General features: G+C 71.5%; 22 protein-coding genes. 12 read left to right on the top strand and 10 right to left on the bottom strand.

Going from position 1 to position 21,598, the window contains the following annotated elements:
- Nucleotides 1–50: 50 nt before the first annotated feature.
- The 4 genes from OG505_RS01860 to OG505_RS01845 all read left to right on the top strand — a co-directional run bounded on the left by OG505_RS01860 (nucleotide 51) and on the right by OG505_RS01845 (nucleotide 4,015).
- Entirely contained in the window at nucleotides 51–1,841 is a 1,791-nt protein-coding gene (locus OG505_RS01860; protein ID WP_405434330.1) for a RelA/SpoT family protein, read from the top strand.
- Nucleotides 1,842–1,894: 53 nt separating this feature from the next.
- Nucleotides 1,895–2,437 (top strand): NUDIX hydrolase, encoded by a 543-nt coding sequence (locus OG505_RS01855; protein ID WP_405430521.1) that lies wholly within the window; start codon nucleotides 1,895–1,897, stop codon nucleotides 2,435–2,437.
- Nucleotides 2,434–3,300, top strand: a complete 867-nt coding sequence (locus tag OG505_RS01850) for an NDP-sugar synthase (protein WP_405430519.1) — start codon at nucleotides 2,434–2,436, stop codon at nucleotides 3,298–3,300. Before OG505_RS01855 ends, OG505_RS01850 begins: the two co-directional genes overlap by 4 nt.
- A 427-nt stretch (nucleotides 3,301–3,727) precedes the next feature.
- Nucleotides 3,728–4,015 carry an Lrp/AsnC family transcriptional regulator gene (locus tag OG505_RS01845; RefSeq protein ID WP_007463184.1) on the top strand — a complete coding sequence of 96 codons (288 nt, stop codon included), beginning with the start codon at nucleotides 3,728–3,730 and terminating at the stop codon, nucleotides 4,013–4,015.
- 86 nt (nucleotides 4,016–4,101) lie between these two features.
- Here the strand turns inward: OG505_RS01845 and OG505_RS01840 are convergent, their stop codons facing one another.
- The 5 genes from OG505_RS01840 to OG505_RS01820 form a co-directional block, all read right to left on the bottom strand.
- Nucleotides 4,102–4,782, bottom strand: a complete 681-nt coding sequence (locus tag OG505_RS01840) for a DUF4142 domain-containing protein (protein WP_405430517.1) — start codon at nucleotides 4,780–4,782, stop codon at nucleotides 4,102–4,104.
- 195 nt (nucleotides 4,783–4,977) lie between these two features.
- Complete coding sequence (locus OG505_RS01835; protein WP_405430515.1) at nucleotides 4,978–6,609, bottom strand: cytochrome b N-terminal domain-containing protein; 1,632 nt, start codon at nucleotides 6,607–6,609, stop codon at nucleotides 4,978–4,980.
- A complete protein-coding gene (locus OG505_RS01830) occupies nucleotides 6,606–7,694 on the bottom strand; it encodes a ubiquinol-cytochrome c reductase iron-sulfur subunit (protein WP_405430513.1) in 1,089 nt (362 codons plus the stop codon). The genes OG505_RS01835 and OG505_RS01830 overlap by 4 nt, the downstream gene beginning before the upstream one ends.
- Nucleotides 7,695–7,758: 64 nt before the next feature.
- Nucleotides 7,759–8,595: a cytochrome c gene (locus OG505_RS01825; RefSeq protein ID WP_405430511.1), complete on the bottom strand. Its 837-nt coding sequence runs from the start codon at nucleotides 8,593–8,595 to the stop codon at nucleotides 7,759–7,761.
- Nucleotides 8,596–8,667: 72 nt separating this feature from the next.
- Nucleotides 8,668–9,267, bottom strand: coding sequence for a heme-copper oxidase subunit III (locus OG505_RS01820; protein ID WP_405430509.1), 600 nt, complete (start codon nucleotides 9,265–9,267; stop codon nucleotides 8,668–8,670).
- Between the two features lie 108 nt (nucleotides 9,268–9,375).
- Between OG505_RS01820 and OG505_RS01815 the strand changes: the two genes are divergently transcribed.
- From OG505_RS01815 to OG505_RS01800, 4 genes are all read left to right on the top strand, one after another.
- The gene (locus OG505_RS01815) at nucleotides 9,376–10,365 is read left to right on the top strand and encodes a cytochrome c oxidase assembly protein (RefSeq protein ID WP_405430507.1); all 990 of its coding nucleotides are present in this window, start codon (nucleotides 9,376–9,378) and stop codon (nucleotides 10,363–10,365) included.
- A gap of 105 nt (nucleotides 10,366–10,470) precedes the next feature.
- A complete protein-coding gene (locus OG505_RS01810) occupies nucleotides 10,471–10,866 on the top strand; it encodes a hypothetical protein (RefSeq protein WP_007463197.1) in 396 nt (131 codons plus the stop codon).
- A gap of 89 nt (nucleotides 10,867–10,955) precedes the next feature.
- Nucleotides 10,956–12,020: an anthranilate phosphoribosyltransferase gene (trpD, locus tag OG505_RS01805; RefSeq protein ID WP_405430505.1), complete on the top strand. Its 1,065-nt coding sequence runs from the start codon at nucleotides 10,956–10,958 to the stop codon at nucleotides 12,018–12,020.
- 263 nt (nucleotides 12,021–12,283) lie between these two features.
- Nucleotides 12,284–12,490 (top strand): hypothetical protein, encoded by a 207-nt coding sequence (locus OG505_RS01800; RefSeq protein ID WP_405430503.1) that lies wholly within the window; start codon nucleotides 12,284–12,286, stop codon nucleotides 12,488–12,490.
- Nucleotides 12,491–12,715: 225 nt separating this feature from the next.
- Here OG505_RS01800 and OG505_RS01795 read toward each other — a convergent pair whose 3' ends face one another.
- On the bottom strand, nucleotides 12,716–13,144 hold the full coding sequence (locus tag OG505_RS01795) for a cytochrome c oxidase subunit 4 (RefSeq protein WP_405430501.1): 429 nt from the start codon (nucleotides 13,142–13,144) through the stop codon (nucleotides 12,716–12,718).
- 9 nt (nucleotides 13,145–13,153) lie between these two features.
- Complete coding sequence (gene coxB / locus OG505_RS01790; protein ID WP_405430499.1) at nucleotides 13,154–14,125, bottom strand: cytochrome c oxidase subunit II; 972 nt, start codon at nucleotides 14,123–14,125, stop codon at nucleotides 13,154–13,156.
- 170 nt (nucleotides 14,126–14,295) lie between these two features.
- On the opposite strand from coxB, the gene OG505_RS01785 reads away from it, so the two are divergent.
- Together OG505_RS01785 and OG505_RS01780 are read left to right on the top strand one after the other, a co-directional pair.
- Nucleotides 14,296–15,447: a cysteine desulfurase family protein gene (locus OG505_RS01785; RefSeq protein WP_405430498.1), complete on the top strand. Its 1,152-nt coding sequence runs from the start codon at nucleotides 14,296–14,298 to the stop codon at nucleotides 15,445–15,447.
- The gene (locus OG505_RS01780) at nucleotides 15,444–15,677 is read left to right on the top strand and encodes a sulfurtransferase TusA family protein (RefSeq protein WP_405430496.1); all 234 of its coding nucleotides are present in this window, start codon (nucleotides 15,444–15,446) and stop codon (nucleotides 15,675–15,677) included. The genes OG505_RS01785 and OG505_RS01780 overlap by 4 nt, the downstream gene beginning before the upstream one ends.
- A gap of 163 nt (nucleotides 15,678–15,840) precedes the next feature.
- Here OG505_RS01780 and OG505_RS01775 read toward each other — a convergent pair whose 3' ends face one another.
- The 3 genes from OG505_RS01775 to OG505_RS01765 form a co-directional block, all read right to left on the bottom strand.
- On the bottom strand, nucleotides 15,841–16,818 hold the full coding sequence (locus tag OG505_RS01775; RefSeq protein ID WP_405430495.1) for a carbohydrate kinase family protein: 978 nt from the start codon (nucleotides 16,816–16,818) through the stop codon (nucleotides 15,841–15,843).
- Between the two features lie 189 nt (nucleotides 16,819–17,007).
- Entirely contained in the window at nucleotides 17,008–17,376 is a 369-nt protein-coding gene (gene erpA, locus OG505_RS01770; RefSeq protein WP_234587006.1) for an iron-sulfur cluster insertion protein ErpA, read from the bottom strand.
- Between the two features lie 251 nt (nucleotides 17,377–17,627).
- Nucleotides 17,628–18,767, bottom strand: a complete 1,140-nt coding sequence (locus OG505_RS01765) for a glycerate kinase (protein ID WP_405430493.1) — start codon at nucleotides 18,765–18,767, stop codon at nucleotides 17,628–17,630.
- A 68-nt stretch (nucleotides 18,768–18,835) separates the two neighbouring features.
- Here OG505_RS01765 and nadA point away from each other — a divergent pair, with 68 nt between their 5' ends.
- Both nadA and murA read left to right on the top strand, forming a co-directional pair.
- Complete coding sequence (nadA, locus tag OG505_RS01760; protein ID WP_405430491.1) at nucleotides 18,836–20,011, top strand: quinolinate synthase NadA; 1,176 nt, start codon at nucleotides 18,836–18,838, stop codon at nucleotides 20,009–20,011.
- 211 nt (nucleotides 20,012–20,222) lie between these two features.
- Nucleotides 20,223–21,578, top strand: coding sequence for a UDP-N-acetylglucosamine 1-carboxyvinyltransferase (murA, locus tag OG505_RS01755; protein WP_405430489.1), 1,356 nt, complete (start codon nucleotides 20,223–20,225; stop codon nucleotides 21,576–21,578).
- The last annotated feature ends 20 nt before the right edge of the window (nucleotides 21,579–21,598 follow it).

Genomic DNA, 21,598 nt, shown 5'->3' with positions numbered 1-21,598 from the left:
CCGATCGCCCGGTCCGGCGGTCGCGGAGCCGGGGTGAGGAGGTGTCCCTCGTGGACGTCGACGCCGGACACGGCGCCGCCCTGGGGGGCGCCCTGCCGACCCGGTCGGGTGAGCTGCCCCTGACCCGCCGACTGCGGTCGTTGCTGACCTGGCCGACCACCGACTCCGACCCGGTCACCCACCTGGTCCGCACCCATCGGGGCATTCACGCGGGCACCGATCCCGCCGTGCTGCGCCGGGCGTACACGATCGCGGAGAACATGCACCGCGGCCAGTTCCGCAAGAGCGGGGAACCGTACATCACCCACCCCCTCGCGGTGGCGCAGATCTGCGCCGAGCTGGGCATGGACACCACGACCCTGGTGGCGGCGCTGCTGCACGACACGGTGGAGGACACCCGCTACACGCTCCAGGCGCTGTCGGAGGACTTCGGCGGCGAGGTGGCCCACCTGGTCGACGGGGTGACGAAGTTCGACAAGGCGTTCTACGGCAAGGCCGCCGAGGCGGAGACGATCCGCAAGATGATCGTCGCGGCCGCCAAGGACGTCCGGGTGCTGATCATCAAGTTGGCCGACCGGCTGCACAACATGCGTACGCTCGGTGTGCGCTCCGCGGCGTCCCGGGAACGGATCGCCCGCAAGACCCAGGAGGTGCTGGTCCCGCTCTGTGACCGGCTGGGCATCCAGACCCTCAAGCGCGAGCTGGACGACGTGGTGCTGCTGCACCTGGAGCCCGACGAGCACGCCCGGCTGGCCCGGCACGTGCACGATCGGCCCGGCTGGGACTCGTACCTCGACTCGGTGGTGACACGGGCCCGGGCGGCGCTGCGCCGCGGCCGGGTCGACGCCGAGGTGAGCCCGCGCCCCCGGCACCTCTACTCGATCTGGAAGGACACCATCGCCGGCGGCCACACCGCCCCGTTCGACCTGCCCCGCATCTCGGTGGTGGTCGACGGGCCCGCCACCGACTGTTACGCCGCCCTGGGCGCGATCCACGGCACGTGGCGGCCGGTCCCGGGCCGTTTCAAGGACTTCATCGCCTCACCGAAGAACAACCTCTACCGCTCGCTGCACACGAGCGTCTGCGGCCCGCAGGACCGCACGGTGGAGGTGCTGATCCGCACCGAGGAGATGCACCGCTCGGCCGAGTACGGCATCGCCGCCGACTTCCGCTTTCCACGCTCCGGCGGCAGCGCGGCGGCCCGGGCCGAGCAGTTGGACTGGCTGCGCCGCGTGCTCGACTGGGAGCCGGACGCCGCCGACCCGGCGCAGTTCTACGAGTCGCTGCGCTGCGACCTCGCCGAGGGCCAGATCCAGGTCTTCGCCGACGGGCGTCAGGTCGTGCTGCCGGCCGGCGCCACACCTGTCGACCTGGCGTACGAGCTGGGCAGCCAGCGGGGCGACCACTGCCTCGCCGCCCGGATCAACGGCCGGCTCGCGCCGCTGAGTTCGGAGCTGGACGAGGGCGACGTGGTGGAGATCTTCACCGAGAGCGACGGCGACAACGGCTTCGAGGCCGGCGTGGCGCCGCGCGGCCCGCGCAAGGAGTGGCTGGGCTTCGTCAAGTCGCCGCACGCGCAGATGCAGATCAACAGGTGGTTCGCCGAGCACACCGAGCCGGGCATCACGATCAGCGACAAGGTCCGTCTCGGTCGGGCCACCATCGGGCTCGCCCTGCGCCAGCACAACCGCGGCCTCGCCAGCGACCTGCCGCTGCTGCGGCTCTCCGAGGAGTTGGGCTATCCCGACCTGGAGACCCTGCTGGTCGCGGTCTTCGACCGGGTGATCGAACCGGACACCGTGGTACGCCAGCTCATCGACCTGGTCGACCATCGCCAGTGACCGGCCCGGCCCCAGCGCGTCCGAGGGACATTCGTGACCACTAGCCTGGGGTCATGATCCCCCGTTCCCGCGCCACCGGTCGGGCCATCTTCTACCAGGCCTTCTACCGGTTGCCTCTGCCGGTGCGCCGTCGCCTGGTCAGGCTGGCCGTGCCCAAGTACATCGTCGGGGCGGTCACCCTGGTCCGTGACTCCGAGGCGACCGGCGCGGGCCGGCTGCTGATGCTGCGCCAGCCCCCCGGCAAGGGCTGGTCGCTGCCCGCCGGCCTGCTCAACCGGGCCGAGCCTCCGGTCGTGGGGGCCGCCCGGGAACTGTTCGAGGAGTCCGGCATCCGGCTTCCACCGTCCCGGCTGCGCCCGGCGGTGCCGAACGCGATCGTGCACGCCAAGGGCTGGGTGGACATGGTCTTCGAGACGGAGGTGCCGGCGTCCAGCACCGAGCTGGCGGTCGACGGCGCGGAGGTCTTCGAGGCCGCCTGGCATCCGCTGGACGACCTGCCCAAGCTGACCTGGCCGACGGCCCGGCTGCTCGCCTACTACGACATCGGGCCGCTGGCCGGGCAGTTCCCGCCTCCGGTGCCTGACACCGCGCCGTGAGCGGAACGGGCGGGCCGGCGGACGTCTGCGCGGTCGTGCTCGCCGCAGGTGAGGGCACCCGGCTGCGCCCGCTCACCGCACGGGTGCCCAAGGCGCTCTGCCCGGTCGGCAACGTGGCGCTGCTGGACCGGGCGCTGGCCCGCCTGACCGGCCTCGGCCTGAGCGGTCCCGCACGCGTCGCGGTGAACGCCTGCTACCTCGCCGACCAGGTGGTCGCGCACGTCGGCGATCGCGCCCACCTGTCGGTGGAGCCCGGTGACCCGCTCGGCACCGCCGGTGGGGTGGCCAACCTGCGGGACTGGATCGCCGGTCGGCCGGTGCTGGTCGGCAACGCCGACGCGTACCTGGCCGACCCCGCCACTCCCCCGGGCCCCGACGTGGCCGCGCTGCTGGACGGCTGGGACGGGGAGTCCGTACGCCTGCTCGGGCAGCCCGCCGCCGACCCGAGCGCGCCCGGCACCTTCGCCGGGCACTGCTTCACCGGCTTCTCGCTGCTGCCGTGGCGGCTGGTCCGCGACCTGCCGGTGGTCTTCTCCGACCTGGTACGCGCGGTGTGGCGGCCGGCCGAGGCGGCCGGCGCGCTGGAGGTCGTGCCCTACCCGGGCACCTTCTACGACACCGGCACCCCCGCCGACTACCTAGCGGCCAACCTGCACGCCGCGAGCGGCGACGTGCTGGTCGACCCGGCCGCCACGGTGACCGGGCGTTGCGTGGAGTCGGTGGTCGGCGCGGGCGCACGGGTCGAGGGTGACGTGCGCCGCAGCGTGGTCTGGCCGGGCGCGCTCGTCCGGAGCGGCGAGCGGCTGCACGACGTGATCCGGTTCGGCGACGGCGGCACGGTGCACGCCGCCGCCCACGGCTGACCCGCCCGCCCGCGCGCCGCGCCCCCGGTCCGGAAGCCCGCGGGCCCGCCGCTCGCCGCGCCACCGGCTCCGCGGGTCGGCAGATCGGTCGCGTCGGCGCGTCGGCGCGTCGGCGCGTCGGCGCGTCGGCGCGTCGGCGGGATGATTGGTACGAGCGGTATACCTGTGAGTCATAAATATGACTCACAGGTATACCGCTCGTCGGCAAAACGCCTGCCCAAGCCGCGGGCGTACCTGAAGCGACGGCCCATGGCGACAGCGCCGGGCACCCGACACCGAAACACCGACACCGAAACACCCGGCAACCGGCACCCGGCATTCGGCACCGACGACGGGCGCGGGAGGACGGGCGTCGGGTACACCCGACCCCGGTCCCGCCGGGAACATCTAGCATGGGCGACGACGCCGACGAACGGAGAATTGCCCCGTGATCACCGCGATCGTGCTGATCGACTGCGCCACCGACGCGATCCCCGAGGTGGCGGAGACCCTGGCCAATGTCACCGGCGTCAGCGAGGTCTACTCGGTGGCCGGGCACGTCGACCTCATCGCCATCGTCCGGGTCCGCGAGTTCGACCAGATCGCACAGGTCATCGCGGGCAGCATCTCCAAGGTGCCGGGTGTGCTGAACACGGAGTCGCACATCGCGTTCCGGGCGTACTCCCAGCTCGACCTTGAGGAGACGTTCGCGATCGGCCTCGCCGACGCCGACTGACCCGCCCGGCCGTGTGGACGGCCAGCGCCGGACGCGGCGCGGCCGGTCCACCCGCGTGGGTGGACCGGCCGTCTGGTGCCGCTGCGTCAGCTCTCGCTGGGAGCGGGCCGCTCAGTGGTGCCGAGGCCCGGTTCCGGGGACTCGGTGATGCCACCCGGAGCGGGCGACTCGGTGGTGGTGCCACCCGGAGCCGGCGCCGAGGTACCCGGGCTGGGCGTACCGCTGGCGCTGGTCTGCGGGACCGGGATGCCCAGCTGGTTGGCGAGCTGAACCAGCTCGTCGTAGTGCGTCTGCAGCGTCGGCAGAGCGGTCTGGGCCAACTGGACCACCGACTGCTCGGAGCCCTGCGAGATCTCCGTCTGGGTGGCCTGGATGGCCTGGACGTGACCGGCCAGCTCACTGGTCACCCAGAGCCGGTCGAACTCCGCGCCGCTGACGTTGTTCAGCTTGTCGATGACCGCCTGCTGGTCGGCCGTGGGCTCATTCGGCAGTTGGACGTTGAGCTGGGACGCGGTCTGCTGCACCGTCTGGTCCAGCTGGGTGTGGTCGGTCTTGAACATCGCGCCCAGGTCCTTGACCCCCTGGTTCTGGCCCTTCTGCTGAGCCAGGTCACCGGCGGTGATCTCGAACAGGTTCACCTGGTGCAGCGCCTGCAGATACTGGGTGTCCTGCGTCGACGGCTGTGCCGCGGCCTGCGCGGCCGCAGCCGGCGCGACGCCTACCAGCACCAGCGCGGCCAACAGGCCGAGGCGTTTGAGACCCAACATGCTTCCCCCCCTTGAGACGTTGGACCGCACGGATACCCGGCTCACGGGGGTTATTCCTGCGATCGCCCGACGCGCGGGGTCGACCGGTCCCGCCGTGGCAGTCCGACTCCTGCTCGGATGGGTGACGGGACACCGACAACGACGTGGCGCCCGCCGGAAGTCCGGCGGACGCCACGTGAGGTTGCGGTCGGGAGGTCAGTGGCGGCTCTCGCCGCTGCCGATCTCCGCGCGCTCGGGCCGGGGCTCGACCGGCGGGTGACCCGGCGAGACCGGCGCCTCGACCGGCTTCTCGATCGGGTAGAAGAAGCCCCGGACCGCCGGGCCGAGGGCCCCGAGCCGGTTCATCTTCTTCGGCACCACCCAGCCGACGTACTCCAGCTGACCGTGGCCGTCCGCGTGCCCGTTCGCCGCGCTCAGCGGCTGGTGCACCTCGACGAACCGGCCGTCCGGCAGGCGCCGGATGATGCCGGTCTCCACGCCGTGCGCGAGCACCTCCCGGTCGTGCTGCTGCAGACCCAGGCAGAGCCGGTAGGTGATGTAGTACGCCAGCGGCGGGGCCAGCAGCAGGCCGACCCGGCCCGCCCAGGTCATCGCGTTCAGGCTGATCTGGAACTTGTCGGCGATCACGTCGTTGGCGCCCGAGAGCGTCAAGACGATGTAGAAGGCGACGGCCATGGCGCCGACGGCCGTACGGGCCGGAACGTCACGGGGCCGCTGGAGCAGGTTGTGGCTCTTGCGGTCCTTGAGGTGCCGGGCCTCCAGGAACGGGTACATCGTCGACAGGCCGACCAGGATGCCGGGCAGCACGACCGTCGGCCAGAACAGCGGCGGGATGACGTACCCGTCGCCGATCGGGATGTTGATCTCCCAGGCCGGCATGAGCCGCGTCGAGCCGTCGAGGAACATGACGTACCAGTCGGGCTGGCTGGCGGCCGAGACCACCCACGCCTCGTACGGGCCGAACAGCCAGATCGGGTTGATCTGGAACAGACCGCCCAGCAGCGCGGTGACGCCGAAGACGACCATGAAGAAGCCGCCCTGCTTCAGCGCGTAGCGGGGGAACATCCGCTCGCCGACCACGTTGCCGTTGGTCCGGCCGGGGCCGGGCCACTGGGTGTGCTTCTGCTTGAAGACCAGGCCCAGGTGGGCGCTGATCAGCGCGAGCAGCAGACCCGGGATCAGCAGAACGTGGGCGATGAAGAACCGGCTGATGATGATCGTGCCGGGGAACTCGCCACCGAAGATCGACGACGTGAGCCAGGAGCCGATCACCGGGATGGACAGCATGATCGCCGAGGCGATCCGCAGGCCGGTGCCGGACAGCCCGTCGTCCGGCAGCGAGTAGCCGGTGAAGCCGGCCAGGAAGCCGACCCAGAACAGCAGCGAGCCGATGATCCAGTTGGTCTCGCGCGGCTTGCGGAAGGCCCCGGTGAAGAAGACCCGCAGCATGTGCACGACGATCGCGGCCATGAACAGCAGCGCCGACCAGTGGTGCATCTGTCGCATCACCAGACCGCCGCGGACGTCGAACGAGATGTTCAGGCTGGAGGCGTACGCGGCGGACATCGGCGTGCCCTGCAACGGCGCGTAGCTGCCGTTGTAGACCACCTCGGTCATCGCCGGCTCGTAGAAGAAGGTGAGGAACACACCGGTCAGGAGCAGCACGATGAACGAGAACAGCGCGATCTCGCCCAGCAGGAACGACCAGTGGTCCGGGAAGACCTTGTTCAGCAGCCGACGGAGCGGGGTGGCCACCTGGAAGCGGTCATCCACCCCCACCGCGGCCTTGCCCGGCGTGGCTGCCAGGTCAAACTTTCGACGCTTCATGGCCGCTCCCAGAAATCAGGCCCGACGGTCTCGGTGTAGTCGGACTTCGCCACGAAGAAGCCCTCGGCGTCCACCTCGATCGGCAGCTGCGGCAGCCGCCGGCTGGCGGGGCCGAAGATGGGCCGGGCGTTGTCGGTGATCAGGAACTGGGACTGGTGGCACGGGCAGAGCAGCCGGTTGGTCTGCTGCTCGAACAGGCTCGCGGGGCAGCCGGCGTGCGTGCAGATCTTGGAGAACGCCGCGTAGTTGCCCCACATGTAGTCGCCGTGGCCGATCCGCTCGTTGGCCCGGCGGGACTCCTGCGCGTCCGAGTCACGGAGGTGGATCAGCAGCGTCGGCGAGTCGGCGTGCCGGTTGCTCACGCCGTGCTCGATGCCCGGGAAGACCGTCAGCTGGCCGCCGGTGCTGATGTCCGCCGGGCGCACCGGGCGGCCGTCCTCGCGGACGAGGCGGATCCGCTCGCCGCCCTCGGGGGTGGCGAACCCGGTGGTGAACATCTGGTTGTTCTTGTGCGGCTGCGAGATCAGACCGCCGACCAGCGGCGCCGCCGCGACCGCGGCGACCGGCGCGAGACCGGCCAGCAGCGAGATGCCGAGCAGGGGACGACGCTTCACACCCAGTTCGTCGGCCATGTAGAGCATGGTCTGGCCGGTGATGGTGCGACCGTCGGCGTCCACCACGCCCTCGTGCCGGTCCTGGATCGAGACCTCCTTGGGCAGCAACTTCTTGCCCCAGGTCAGGATGCCGAAGCCGACGGCGAGCAGCGCGATGCCGAGGGTGGCGCCCAGCAGCGGCGTGTAGAACTTGTCGCCGCCGCGGCCCGGCGCGTACTGCCACGGCCACCAGATGTAGATGGCCAGGAACGCCGTCGCCGCCAGGCCGGTGAGCAGGAAGAAGCCGGCCACCACCCGGGTCAGCCGACGCTCGGCCTTGGTGCCGGGCAGCACCTGCGGCTCGTAGTGCACGATCTCGATGTCGTCCCGACGCGCGCCCTCACGGACGACGTCGAACCGGGTCAGCCTGGGGTCGTTCACGTCGAGCGGCTCCCGGCCCTGCGTGGCCTGGTGCTCGGTGTGCGTGCTCATGCCGTCACCTCGCTACGGGTGGCGCCGAGCGGCACCACGGCACTGAATCTGAAGATCCGCTCGGTCACGACTTGCCCGCAATCCACAGGCTTGCGAACACGAGCGCCACAATGCCCACCAGGAAGATCGCCAGGCCCTCAGTGGACGGCCCGTACCGACCGAGGTTGAACCCGCCCGGGTCCTGGTCGGTCTTCAGCGTCTGCTGGATGTAGGCGATGATGTCGGCCTTCTCCTCCGGCGTGATCTGGTTGTCGCCGAACACCGGCATGTTCTGCGGGCCGCTCAGCATCGCCGCGTAGATCTGCCGGTCGGTCGCCGGGTGCAGGCTCGGGGCGAACTTGCCGGACGAGAGCGCGCCACCGCTACCGCCGAAGGCGTGGCACTGCGAGCAGTTGATCCGGAACAGCTCACCGCCGGCCGCGACGTTGCCGTTCTGGTGGAGGTTGTCACCCTCCGGGACGATCGGGCCGCCACCCAGCTCCTGGATGTACTGGCCGAGCTGACGGGTCTGCTCGTCGGTGAAGACCGGCGGCTTGCGGTGCGCCTGGGCCTCCTGGCGGGCCAGCGGCATACGGCCCGAGCTGACCTGAAACTCGACCGAGGCCGCGCCGACGCCGATCAGGCTCGGCCCGCGGCCCTCGACGCCCTGGGCGTTGCGTCCGTGGCAGGTCACACAGCTCACGTCGAACAGCGCCTTGCCCTCGGCTGCGGCGCCGGTCAGCGGCGGATTGTCCTGCGCCTGCGCACCGGGGGCGAAGGCGGTGTAGGCGCCGCCGGCGAGCATCAGCGCGGCGAACAGCCGGACCGCGGCGCCCAGCCGGCGGCGGCCCCTGCTGCGCGCGGCGGGCCGCCCGCGCAACCGCGCGAGCAGACCGCGTCGGCGGTCGTTGTCAGAAGTCATGAGCTGTGTCCTTAACCGGTTGGACCTTGTCTCAGGGGACGGAGCAGCGGCGCGGTTCGTGACGCGCCAAGATCACTGAAGCCAGTAGATCATGGCGTACAGGCCGATCCACACGACGTCGACGAAGTGCCAGTAGTACGACACGACGATCGCCGAGGTCGCCTGCGCCGGGGTGAACCGGCCCATGGTCGTGCGGACCATGAAGATGATGAAGGCGATCAGACCGCCGGTCACGTGCAGGCCGTGGAAGCCGGTGGTCAGGTAGAACACCGACCCGTAACCGTCTCCGTTGATCTTGACGCCCTCGTGCACCAGCGTGCGGTACTCGTTCAGCTGGCCGAACACGAAGATCAGGCCCATCACGAAGGTGACGGTGAACCAGCGCCGCAGCGCGTGCACGTCGCCCTTCTCCGCCGCGAAGACGCCAAGCTGACACGTCACCGAGGACAGCACCAGGATCACCGTGAAGGTGGTCGCGTACGGGATGTTCAACAACTCGGTGTGCTTCTCCCACTGCTCCGGCGCAGCCGCGCGGATAGAGAAGTACATCGCGAACAACGCCGCGAAGAACATGAGTTCGCTGGAGAGCCACACGATCGTCCCGACGCTGACCATGTTGGGTCGCGTCAGAGAGTGGATCCGGCTCTTGTCAATGGCTGGGGCCGCAGTCACGCCGTCATTATTGCCCCTGACCGGGGCCGGCGATCAGCGGGGTGGCAAACCTGCGCCTTCCGTGGCCCGAGCGTCGGGGTCCGGTTCGCCTGGCCTAGCCTGAAAAGCGTGCTGCACGTCGATCCGATCCTCGCCGCCACCTCGGCCGTCCCGGCCGATGTGCTCGCGGCCACTCCGGCCGGCCCGTCGGTGCTCGCCGCCGGCACCGAGGCGACCCCGCCACCGTTCACCGTCGGCGCGGTGCTGACCGAGACCCGGCTGGACAGCTGGCTGGCCCTCGGCCTGGTGCTCGCCGCCGGCCTCTACCTCTACGGGGTGCACCGGCTGCGCGTCCGCGGGGACCGCTGGCCGATCGCCCGTACGGTGTTCTTCCTCGGCCCCGGCCTCGGCGGTATCGCGCTGGTCACGGTCAGCGGGCTGCACGCCTACGACACCGCGCTGCTGTCGGTGCACATGGTCCAGCACATGGTGCTCTCCATGGTGTCGCCGATCTTCCTGGCGCTGGGCGCACCGATGACGCTGGCCCTGCGGACCCTGCCCGTCGGGCCGCGCAAGCGCCTCCTGGCGATCGTGCACAGCCGCGTCGCCCGGGTCTACAGCTTCCCGCTGGTGGCGTTCGCCATCTTCGTGGTCAACCCGTTCGCGCTGTACTTCAGCGACCTGTACCGCTTCACCCTGGAACACGTCTGGGCGCACGAGCTGGTGCACGCGCACTTCATCATGACCGGCTGCGTGTTCTTCTGGCCGCTGCTCGGCCTCGACCCGCTCCCGGGCCGCTGGCCGTACCCGGCGCGGGCCCTGCTGATGCTGCTCTCCGTGCCCTTTCACACCGTGCTCGGGCTCACCATCATGCAGAGCACCACGCTCTTCGGCGGCGACTGGTACCCGTCGCTCAACCTGAGCTGGGCCGATCCCAAGGCCGACCAGGTGGTCGCCGGGGGCATCCTCTGGGCCGGCGGTGAGTTCGTCAGTGTGACCATGCTCGCGGTGCTGGTCGTGCAATGGGTGAAGCAGTCCGAACGGGAGGCCCGCCGGGTGGACCGCGAGCTGGACCGCCAGGAGGCCCGCGAGCGCGCGGCCGGCGCCGCGACGACCTGAGCTGCGCAGACGGTACGTTAGCGGCCGAGCGTCGGGCGGGATGTCGGCTACGTCACGTCGACCGGTACGATCGGCGGGCAGCTACGAGGTGGGAGCCTGTCAACCATGAGCGATCGTCTGTGCACCGTCCTGCTCTACAGCGACGACCCGCAGGTCCGTGACCGGATGCGGCTCGCTGTCGGCACCCGGCCCGCGCCCGGGCTGCAGATCGAGTTCGTCGACGCGTCGACGTACGCCGAGACCATCCGGCTGGTCGACGACTACGAGATCGACCTGCTGGTGCTCGACGGCGAGGCGAGCCCCGGCGGCGGCATCGGCATCGCCCGCCAGATCAAGGACGATCGGGACGACGCCCCTCCCACCTGCCTGGTGATCGCCCGCGCCGCGGACCGATGGCTCGCCGCGTACGCCGAGGTCGACGCGACGCTGGTGCACCCGCTCGACCCGGTGACCACCGGCAGCACGGTGGCCGAGCTGCTGCGGACGCACGCACCCGCCTGACGTCCCCCGCTCTCCGGCACCGACACGGCGCCGGACCAGCCGGCGCCGATTCCAGCCCACCCGCACTTCGTACGCTCGGGAGGCCCGCCATGGGCGATCGGACCTGGCCGCACCTGCTCAACTCGCTGCTGCGCGGCGAGGAGCTGTCCACCGCCGACACCGCCTGGGCCATGGGCGAGATCATGGCCGGCTCGGCGGGCGCCGCGCAGGTCGCCGGCTTCGCCGTGGCGCTGCGGGCCAAGGGCGAGACCTCGGCCGAGCTGGCCGGCCTGGTGGAGACCATGCTGAGCCGGGCCGTCCCGGTCGACCTGCCCGACGACCTGCGCTCGACCGCTCTGGACGTGGTGGGCACCGGCGGTGACCTCGCCCACACGGTCAACATCTCCACCATGGCCGCCCTGGTCGTGGCGGGCGCCGGTGTCCGGGTGGTCAAGCACGGCAACCGGGCCGCGTCCTCCTCCTGCGGCACCGCCGACCTGCTGGAGTTCCTCGGCGTCCCGCTCGACCTCGACCCGGACGCCATCGTGCGCTGCGTCACCGAGGCCGGCATCGGGTTCTGCTTCGCCGCCCGGTTCCACCCGGGAATGCGGCACACCGGGCCGGTCCGCCGGGAGCTGGGCGTCCCCACCGTGTTCAACTTCCTCGGCCCGCTGACCAACCCGGCCCGCCCCCGCGCCGGCGCCGTCGGCTGCTTCGACGCACGGATGGCGTCGGTGATGGCCGGCGTGTTCGCCGCCCGGGGCGACTCGGTGCTGGTGATGCGCGGCGAGGACGGGCTGGACGAGTTCACCACCGCCGCACCGACCCGCGTGTGGGCGGCGCAGGGCGGCGCCGTACGCGAGGCTGTGCTGGACGCGGCCGACCTGGGGGTCCCCCGGTCCACCCTCGGTGACCTGCGCGGCGGTGACGCCGCGTACAACGCCGCCGCGGCCCGTCGCCTGCTGGCCGGTGAGACCGGCCCGGTCCGCGACGCGGTGCTGGTCAACGCGGCGGCGGCGCTCGCGACCCAGGGGCCGCTGGACGGCGACCTGACCGAGGCGCTGCGCGCCGGCCTGGACCGCGCCGCCGACTCCATCGACTCGGGCGCGGCGGCGGCCACCCTGGACCGCTGGATCGAGACCGCCACCACCGCCGAGGCCGCCACGACCGCCTGATCCGCTGCTGGGTGGTCGACCCGGGTTCACGGGAGTTCGCGGTGTCCGGCCGGCCCGGACACCCCGACCTCACCGATGTCGAGTGGATCACGCGGGGCGGCCCCCGTCCGGGTGCCATCGGTGCCCGGCCGACGGTGCGCGGCCGGCCGGCGCGGAGATTTGTCGGACCCGCGTGGGAAACTACAGGCGAGTAGTTCTCCGCTTCCGTGGTGCGCCGCTGTCGCGTTTCGGGGGCGGTTCGCCTGGAGTGAGAGGAGACGCCCGTGTCGCAACGCGATCTCTACTGCGACGTCTGCGAGGGCGTGGCATCGTTCGAGGCGCCGCCCTGCGTCGACGGCCACGGCAGCGACTGCCCCGAGCTGATCTGCATCGGTTGCGGCGCGGCCGTGGTGATCGCCACGTTCGCCGCCCCCGTCACCCGGCTGGCCGACCGCCGACGTCGCCAGCCCACCCGGCGCCACGCCGCCTGACCCGCACTGCCCCGATCCGTCCCAGCTCGCCGACGTGCCGGCAGCGCCGGTGCGCCGCCACCCCCACGGCGCCACCACCTCCACGGCGCCGCCGTGGCGGCATCCCGCCACACCCACACCGCAGACTGGCGGCAATCCGGTGCGCCACGACGAAGGCCCGCTCCCCCGACGGGGTGCGGGCCTTCACGGTGGTACCGGATCGGTCGCGTCGGGCGGCCGGGTGGATCAGTGCTCGGCGGTGCGCCGGGTGCCGGTGTAGTACTCGAACAGCAGGCCACAGGCGGCGAAGACGACCGCCACCAAGCCGGCGCCGATCAGCCAGTACTGCCAGAACACTATGCCCAGCGCGGCAATCGCGGCGGCCATCGCCAGGCCGAACGGCCAGTAGCTGCCCGGGCTGAAGAAGCCGACCTCACCGGCGCCGTCGGAGATCTCGGCGTCCGGCCGGTCCTCCGGGCGCAGATCGATACGGCGGGAGACGAACCAGAAGAAGCCACCGCACATCGCGCAGAGCATAAATGACAGCAACAGGGCGACGGTGCCCACCCACTCGATGTTGCCGCCGGACTCACCGTGGGTCCAGGCGCCGTAGAGGATGGCCGAGCCGAAGAGGAACCCGGCGATGATCAGGAAGATACGCCACTCGGTCTTCATGCGGCTGCCTCAGCTTCCCGTGCCGGCCGGAGCGTCGTCCGGGTTGAAGTTGCTCTGCGTCCGTCGGGTGTCGAACGGCTGCGTTTTCTCCGCGTACGGCTCCTCGCCGATCGCGGCCAACGCGTCCTGAGTCGACTTGCCACTCTGCTTCGCCGCGAGGAACTGGTCGTACTTCTCCGGCGAGACCACCCGCAGCTCGAAGTTCATGAAGGCGTGGTAGCTGCCGCACAGCTCGGCGCAGCGGCCGACGTACGCGCCCTCGGCATCCAGACTGGAGACCTCGAAGACGTTGCGGATCTTGCCCGGCATGACGTCCCGCTTGAACAGCAGCTCCGGCACCCAGAAGGAGTGGATGACGTCGCGGCTGGTCTCCTCGAACCGGATGGACCGGTTGGTCGGCAGCACGAGCACCGGGATGACCTCACTGGTGCCGAGCGTCGACGCGGTGGTGCGGGCCTCCGTGCCCTGACCGTCGCGGTAGTTGAACTGCCAGTTCCACTTGAAGGCGACGACCTCGACCGTGACGTCCGGGTTCTTCGACAGCTTGTCGACGTCGGTCTGCACGACCGCCGTGTAGTAGAAGAGCACGGAGACGATCAGGATCGGCGCGATGGTGTAAAGGAACTCCATCGGCAGGTTGTAGCGGGTCTGCACCGGCAGCGCGTTGCCGCGCTTGCGATAGCGCACGACACACCAGAAGATCAGGCCCCACACGAAGACGCCGACCGCGAGCGCGGCGACGCAGGAGGCGATCCACAGGTCGTACATCCGGTGCGACTCGGCCGAGATGCCGCCCTGCGGCCAACCGAAGCCGCCGAACGTCTGGCCCACGTCACAGCCCGTGAGCAGAACCAGCAGAGCCACGCCCCCGAGACCGAGCCCGGCCAACCGACCAGCACCGCGTCCCCGGCGTCCACCGACCCCTGGGGCAGCACCGTGCCGTACGGCCGACGGCCGTACCTCCGAACTCCTTGCGACCACCTGGTCCTGCCTCCCTAGCGCGCCGCGGTGCGTCTTTCCTCAGCACCGGCGGCAAAGGCGTCACCGACGGTCGCAGATTACTCGACCATGACGGACTCGGCCGTGGTGGGGTCACTGTCCGCCCCCATCGGGGGGATCCTGGGCATAACGTCGCGATAGCGTACTGATCCGTGAGCGCCTCTTCGGTCTACCTGGACGCGGCGACCGCCGCGCCCCTGCATCCGGTCGCCCGGCAGGCGCTGCTGGCCGCCCTGGAAGACGGCTGGGCCGACCCGGGAAAGCTCTACAGCCAGGCACGCCGCGCGCGACAACTGCTCGACGCCGCCCGCGAGGCGGCCGCGCAGACGCTCGGCGTCCGCGCCGACGAGCTGTCCTTCACCAGCAGCGGTACGACCGCAGCCCACGGCGCGGTGCTCGGCGGCCTGGCGGGACGGCACCGGGCCGGGGCGACGCTGGTGCACTCCGCGATCGAGCATTCCGCCGTCCTGCACGCCGCCGAGCGGCACGTCGCGGCCGGCGGCGTCGCCCACGCGGTGCCGGTCGACCGGGTGGGGCGGCTGGATCTGGCCGCCTGGTCGACGGCCGTCCGTGCGCCCGGGGTGGCGCTGGCCGCGCTGATCACGGCCAGTCACGAGGTGGGCACCGTGCAGCCGGTCGCCGAAGCGGCGGCCGTCTGCGCCGACGTCGGGGTGCCGCTCTACGTCGACGCGGCGCAGTCGGTCGGGCGGGTGCCCCTGCCCGCCGGCTGGTCGATGCTCAGCGCCAGCGCCCACAAGTGGGGCGGGCCACCCGGGGTGGGGCTGCTGGCGGTCCGCAAGGGCACCCGCTGGGAGTCGCCGTGGCCGGCCGACGAGCGGGAGGGTGGGCGTACCCCCGGGGTGGTGAACCTGCCCGCGGTGGTGGCGGCGGCGGCGAGCCTGCGCGCGGCGGCGGCCGACGCCGCGGCCGAGGAGGCCCGGCTGGGGCCGCTGGTGGACCGGATCCGGGCGCGGGTGTCGGCCGAGGTGCCCGACGTCGAGGTGGTCGGCGACCCGGTCCTGCGCCTGCCGCACCTGGTGACGTTCTCCTGCCTGTACGTCGACGGCGAGACACTGCTGCACGCGCTGGACCGGCGCGGCTTCGCGGTGTCGTCCGGCTCGTCCTGCACGTCGTCCACGCTGCGGCCGTCGCACGTGCTGGAGGCGATGGGGGTGCTGTCGCACGGCAACGTCCGGGTCAGCCTGCACCGGGACACGACCGAATCCGACGTCGAGCGGTTCCTCGCCGAGCTGCCCAGGATCGTCGCCGGGCTGCGCGCCGACGCCGGGGTGGTGGGGCTGTGACGATGCCGGACGAGGTGCTCGACTGCCGGGGCCAGCGCTGCCCGCTGCCGGTGATCGCGGCGGCCCGCCGGATGCCGCAGGTGCCGGTCGGCACGGCGGTCCGGGTGCTCGCCGACGACCCGGCCGCGGCGGTGGACATCCCCGCCTGGTGCCGGATGCGCGGCCAGGAGTTCCTCGGCGCGGTGACCGGCCCGGACGGCCCCGCCTACGACATCCGCCGCACCCACTAACCCACCCCACCGCGCCCTCGCCCTCGCCCTCGCCCTCGCGATCTTGCACTTTCTGCGGGGACAAAACCGCGCATAAGCCGCGAAACAGCAACAGGAAGTGCGAGATCGCCGGGGTGGGGTGGGGTGGGGCGTGGGTGGGGGGTGGGGGTGGGGTGGGGTGGGGTTACGGGAGGAGGTGGGGGCGGATCTCGTCGGCGGCGGCGTCGCCGTAGGACTCGGCGAGGCGCTTGACGAACAGGTCGTGGCGGACGTCGTACTCCTGGGTGCCCACCGTCTCCAGGACCAGCGTGGCCAGCAGGGAGCCGACCTGGGCGGCCCGCTCAAGGCCGACGCCCCAGGAGAGCGCGGTGAAGAAGCCGGCCCGGAAACCGTCGCCCACCCCGGTCGGGTCGACCGCCCGGATCTCCCGGGCGATGGGCACGTGGATCGGGTCGATGCCGCGGCCGGCGATTTCCACGCCGTCCTTGCCCAGCGTGGTGACCCGCACCTTGACCAGGTCCAGCAGCTGGTCGTCGGTCAGCTGCGCCTTGCTCTGCAGCAGCGACTTCTCGTAGTCGTTGGTCATCAGGTACTCGGCGCCCTCGATCAGCGCCACCACGTCCTCGCCGGGCATCCGGGCGAGCTGCTGGGAGGGGTCGGCGGCGAAGGCGTACCCACGGCTGCGGCACTCGGCCGAGTGCCGCAGCATCGCCTCCGGGTCGTTGGCGCTGACCAGCACCAGGTCCAGCCCGCCGAGCCGGTCGGCGACGGGGGCCAGTTCGATGTTGCGGGCCTCGCTCATCGCGCCCGCGTAGAACGACGCGATCTGGCACATGTCGGTGTCGGTGGTGCAGACGAACCGCGCCGTGTGCGCCACCTCACTGATGTGCACGGAGTCACAGTCCACGCCGTGCCGCTCCAGCCAGGAGCGGTAGTCGGCGAAGTCCGCGCCCACCGCCCCGAGCAGTACCGGGCGCAGCCCGAGCTGCCCCATGCCGAAGGAGATGTTCGCCGCGACCCCGCCACGGCGGAGCACCAGGTCGTCCACCAGGAAGGAGAGGGAAACCTTGTGCAGCTGATCGGCGATGAGCTGGTCGGCGAAGCGACCCGGGAAGCTCATCAGGTGATCGGTGGCGATCGAGCCGGTCACGGCGATCTTCATGTCAACCCTCAGGGTCGGGAGCAGGGCGCGGTCAGCCTACCGGCCCGGCAACTCGGACGTGTCCGGTCGGTCGGGCAACGGCAACCCGCCGGTAACCGGCGCTGCGGCACCGCTCCCACCGTCACCCCGACACGACGACGGGGCCGTCCCGCAGGACGGCCCCGTCGTCGGTGGTGCGTGGTGCGCGACTCAGTTGAACGAGTCGCCGCAGGCGCAGGAGTTGCCCGCGTTGGGGTTGTCGATGGTGAAGCCCTGGGCGTCGATCCGGTCGGCGAAGTCGATCGTCGCGCCGGACAGGTAGGGGGCGCTCATCCGGTCGACGACGACCTCGACGCCACCGAAGTCGCTGACGACGTCACCGTCGAGCGAACGCTCGTCGAAGAAGAGCTGGTACCGCAGGCCGGAGCAGCCACCCGGCTGCACCGCGACGCGGAGCCGCAGGTCGTCGCGGCCCTCCTGCTCGATCAGAGCCTTGACCTTCTGCGCCGCGACGTCGGTGAGGACGACGGAAGTAGGGGCCTGGGCCTCGGTCGACTCGGTCTGCGCTGGCGTGGTCACGTGGAAGTCTCCCTGCGCGGTTTTGGGTCCGGACGCACTGGCCAACGCCGCGCGCCGTCCAGTGATTCCCGGTTGTGGTCCAGTTCCGATCGTACGCCGCCCCGGCCGGACGTACCCGCGTGGCGGGACCAACGCCCCAGGTCGGCCCGGACGCGACGGTCTGGACCGGGTGGGCCGAGCGCTCAGCGGCTCCACCGCCGGGCGCTCAGCGGCTCCACTGCCGGGCGCTCAGCGGCTCCACTGCCGGGCGCTCAGCGGCTCCACTGCCGGGCCAGTCGGGCGCCCAACTCGCGCAGCCCGTCGGCGGGACGGCTCAACGCGGCGTCGAGCCCGCCGGCGTGCTCCCCACCGAAGTGCTCGACCAGGCTGTACGCGTCGGTCACCCCCGCCGAGGCGGCCTCGCGTCGACCGGTGCTGACCTGGCCGGCCACCACCACGCAGGGCACCCCACGATCCCGGGCGGCACCGGCCACCCCGGCGACGACCTTGCCGCGCAGCGACTGGTGGTCGAAGGACCCCTCCCCGGTGATCACCAGGTCGGCGGTGTCCAGCGCGGCGTCCAGCCGGGTGGCCCGGGTGACCAGGCCGATGCCCGACTCGCAGGCGCCGCCGAGCGCGAGGATGGCCGCGCCGAGGCCGCCGGCGGCCCCACCGCCGGGCAGCGCGTCGAGCCCCGTCGGGCAGCCGGGAAGGTCCCGCTCCAGCACCGCCGCGAAACGCTCCAGGGCCGCGTCGAGCAGCAGGACGTCGGCACGGTCGGCGCCCTTCTGCGGGCCGAACACGTTGCTCGCGCCGTGCAGGCCGAGCAGCGGGTTGTCCACGTCGGTGGCGGCGACGAGCCGGGCGCCGCGCAGCCGGGGAGCGCCGTCGAGGGCGTCGACCGAGGCCAACGCCGCCCCGCCGTACGGCAGCGCCGCTCCCGTGGCGTCGAGCGCTGTCGCGCCCAGCGCGGCGAGCATGCCGGCGCCGGCGTCGTTGGTGGCGGAGCCGCCCAGCCCGATCACCACCGTCCGGGCCCCGCTCTCCACGGCGGCGGTCACCAGCAGACCCAGCCCGTACGACGTGGTGGTCTTCGGATCGCGTTCGGCCGTGGAGAGCAGGTGCAGGCCGCACGCCTGCGCGCTCTCCAGGTAGGCCGTCGCGCCGTCGACGGTGAGCAGGATCTCACCGGCCGCGGGCCGGCCCAGCGGGTCGACGGTCGACACCGTCACCCGCCGGCCGCCGAGCGCCTCGGCGAGCACCTCCACGAAGCCCGGCCCGCCGTCGGCGAGTGGCCGGATCAGCAGGTCGTCACCGTCGGCGACGCTGCGCCAACCGTCCGCCACCGCGGCGGCGACCTCCGGTGCGGGCAGGGTGCCGGCGAACTTGTCCGGGCAGAGCAGCACGCGCATGTCGAGCAGTGTGGCAGCCCACACTGAGCGGAGCTGCGGCGCGCTCGCGCTGTGGGACCATGGGCTACGTGACTTCGACCTGGGTGGAACCCTCCAACACGGCGACGGCTCTGCTGCTGCTCGGCCGGGGCAGCGACCCCGACACCGAGCGCGGCGTCGAGTGTCCGGGCGACCTGCCGGCGCCCAGCGACCCGGATCTGGTGGCCCGTGCCGCGGCGGCGAAGGCGAAGCTGGGCAGCAAGGTGTTCGTGCTGGGGCATCACTACCAGCGCGACGAGGTGATCCAGTTCGCGGACGTGACCGGCGACTCGTTCAAGCTGGCCCGGGAGGCCGCGGCCCGGCCGGACGCCGAGTACATCGTCTTCTGCGGCGTGCACTTCATGGCCGAGAGCGCCGACATCCTCACCACGGACGCCCAGCGGGTGATCCTGCCCGACCTGGCCGCTGGCTGTTCGATGGCGGACATGGCCGTGCTGGGTCAGGTCGAGGCCGCCTGGGACACGCTCACCGAGCTGGGCATCGCCGCCGAGACCGTGCCGGTGACGTACATGAACTCCTCGGCCGACATCAAGGGTTTCGTCGGCCGCAACGGCGGCGTGGTCTGCACCTCGTCCAACGCCAAGCGCGCCCTGGACTGGGCGTTCGAGCAGGGTTCGAAGGTGCTCTTCCTGCCGGACCAGCACCTGGGCCGCAACACGGCGGTGCTGGAGATGGGCCTGTCGCTGGACGACTGCGTGCTCTACGACCCGCACAAGCCCGGTGGCGGGCTCACGCCGGAGCAACTGCGTGACGCCAAGATGATCCTGTGGCGGGGGCACTGCTCGGTGCACGGCCGGTTCACCCTGGAGAGCGTCAACGACGTGCGGGCGCGGGTGCCCGAGGTCAACGTGCTGGTCCACCCGGAGTGCCGGCACGAGGTGGTCACGGCCGCCGACCACGTCGGCTCGACCGAGTACATCATCAAGACCATCGAGGCGGCCCCGGCCGGCTCGGCGTGGGCGCTGGGCACCGAGCTGAACCTGGTCCGCCGGTTGGCGCTGGCCCACCCGGACAAGCAGATCATGTTCCTGGACAAGGCGGTCTGCTACTGCTCGACCATGAACCGGATCGATCTGCCACACCTGGTCTGGGCCCTGGAGGAGCTGGTCGCGGGTCGGGTCGTCAACCAGATCACGGTCGACGCCGACACCGCGCACCACGCCCGGGTGGCGCTGGACCAGATGCTCGCCCTGCCGGGCGCGTGATCACTTTCCGTGACGTCCTTGGTACGCAAAAGTGCCGGATCACCGATTAATGCCACACACGCCGGTGTGACCGAGTCCTTTTCGTCACCGAGGGCTATGCTGCCGGGGCGAGGACGCAAGCGGGCCGTTTCGATATGGCCGCATTCGGGGTAGCGACAGAGTTCAGGCTCCCCACCATCGACACAGCAGCACCGACGCGCTGGAGGTTGCGTTGACCGACGACGTCCTGATCGTGCATGGAGGCACTCCGCTCGAAGGGCGGATCCGCGTGCGCGGCGCGAAGAACCTGGTTTCGAAGGCGATGGTCGCCGCACTGTTGGGCGACAGCCCGAGCCGGCTGTTCGACGTGCCGAAGATCCGCGACGTCGAGGTGGTCCGGGGTCTGCTCGGTCTGCACGGCGTCAAGGTGACCGACGGCGCCGAGGACGGCGAGCTCGTCTTCGACCCGGCGAACGTGGAGAGCGCCAGCACCGACCAGATCAACGTGCACGCCGGTTCGAGCCGGATCCCGATCCTGTTCTGCGGGCCGCTGCTGCACCGGCTCGGGCGCGCGTTCATCCCGGATCTGGGCGGCTGCCACATCGGCCCGCGCCCGATCGACTTCCACCTGCAGGCGCTGCGGGAGTTCGGCGCGACGGTCGAGAAGCGGCCCGAGGGTCTGCACCTGTCCGCGCCGAACGGCCTGCACGGCACCAAGTTCGCCCTGCCGTACCCGAGCGTCGGCGCCACCGAGCAGGTGCTGCTGACCGCGGTGATGGCCGAGGGTGTCACCGAGCTGCGCAACGCCGCGGTGGAGCCGGAGATCATCGACCTGATCTGCATCCTGCAGAAGATGGGCGCGATCATCAAGGTCCACACCGACCGGGTGATCGAGATCCAGGGCGTGCCGAAGCTGCACGGGTACACCCACCGGCCGATCCCCGACCGGATCGAGGCCGCCAGCTGGGCCGCGGCCGCGCTGGCCACCCGTGGCCACGTCGAGGTGCTCGGCGCGCAGCAGGCCGACATGATGACCTTCCTGAACATCTTCCGGTCCGTCGGCGGCGAGTACGAGGTCACCGACACCCGGCCGCCGAAGCTGGGCGACCCGGGCCAGGAGGGCGGCATCCGCTTCTGGCACCCCGGCGGCGAGCTGAACGCGGTGGCGCTGGAGACCGACGTCCACCCCGGTTTCATGACCGACTGGCAGCAGCCGCTGGTCGTGGCGCTGACCCAGGCCCGCGGCCTGTCGATCGTGCACGAGACGGTCTACGAGCAGCGGCTGGGCTACACCGAGGCGCTGAACTCGATGGGCGCCAACATCCAGGTCTACCGGGACTGCCTCGGCGGCACCCCGTGCCGCTTCGGCCGGCGCAACTTCAAGCACTCGGCGGTGATCGCCGGACCGAGCAAGCTGCACGCCGCCGACCTGGTCATCCCCGACCTGCGGGCCGGTTTCAGCCACCTGATCGCGGCGCTCGCGGCCGAGGGCACCTCCCGGGTGTACGGCGTCGACCTGATCAACCGGGGCTACGAGGACTTCGAGGCGAAGCTCGCCGACCTCGGCGCGCACGCCGAGCGCCCGTAACCTCGTCACACCTTCCGCGC

It is taken from the genome of Micromonospora sp. NBC_00617 (genome assembly GCF_045161355.1).
GTDB lineage: Bacteria > Actinomycetota > Actinomycetes > Mycobacteriales > Micromonosporaceae > Micromonospora.
This window is presented reverse-complemented; position numbering and strand designations above follow the sequence as displayed.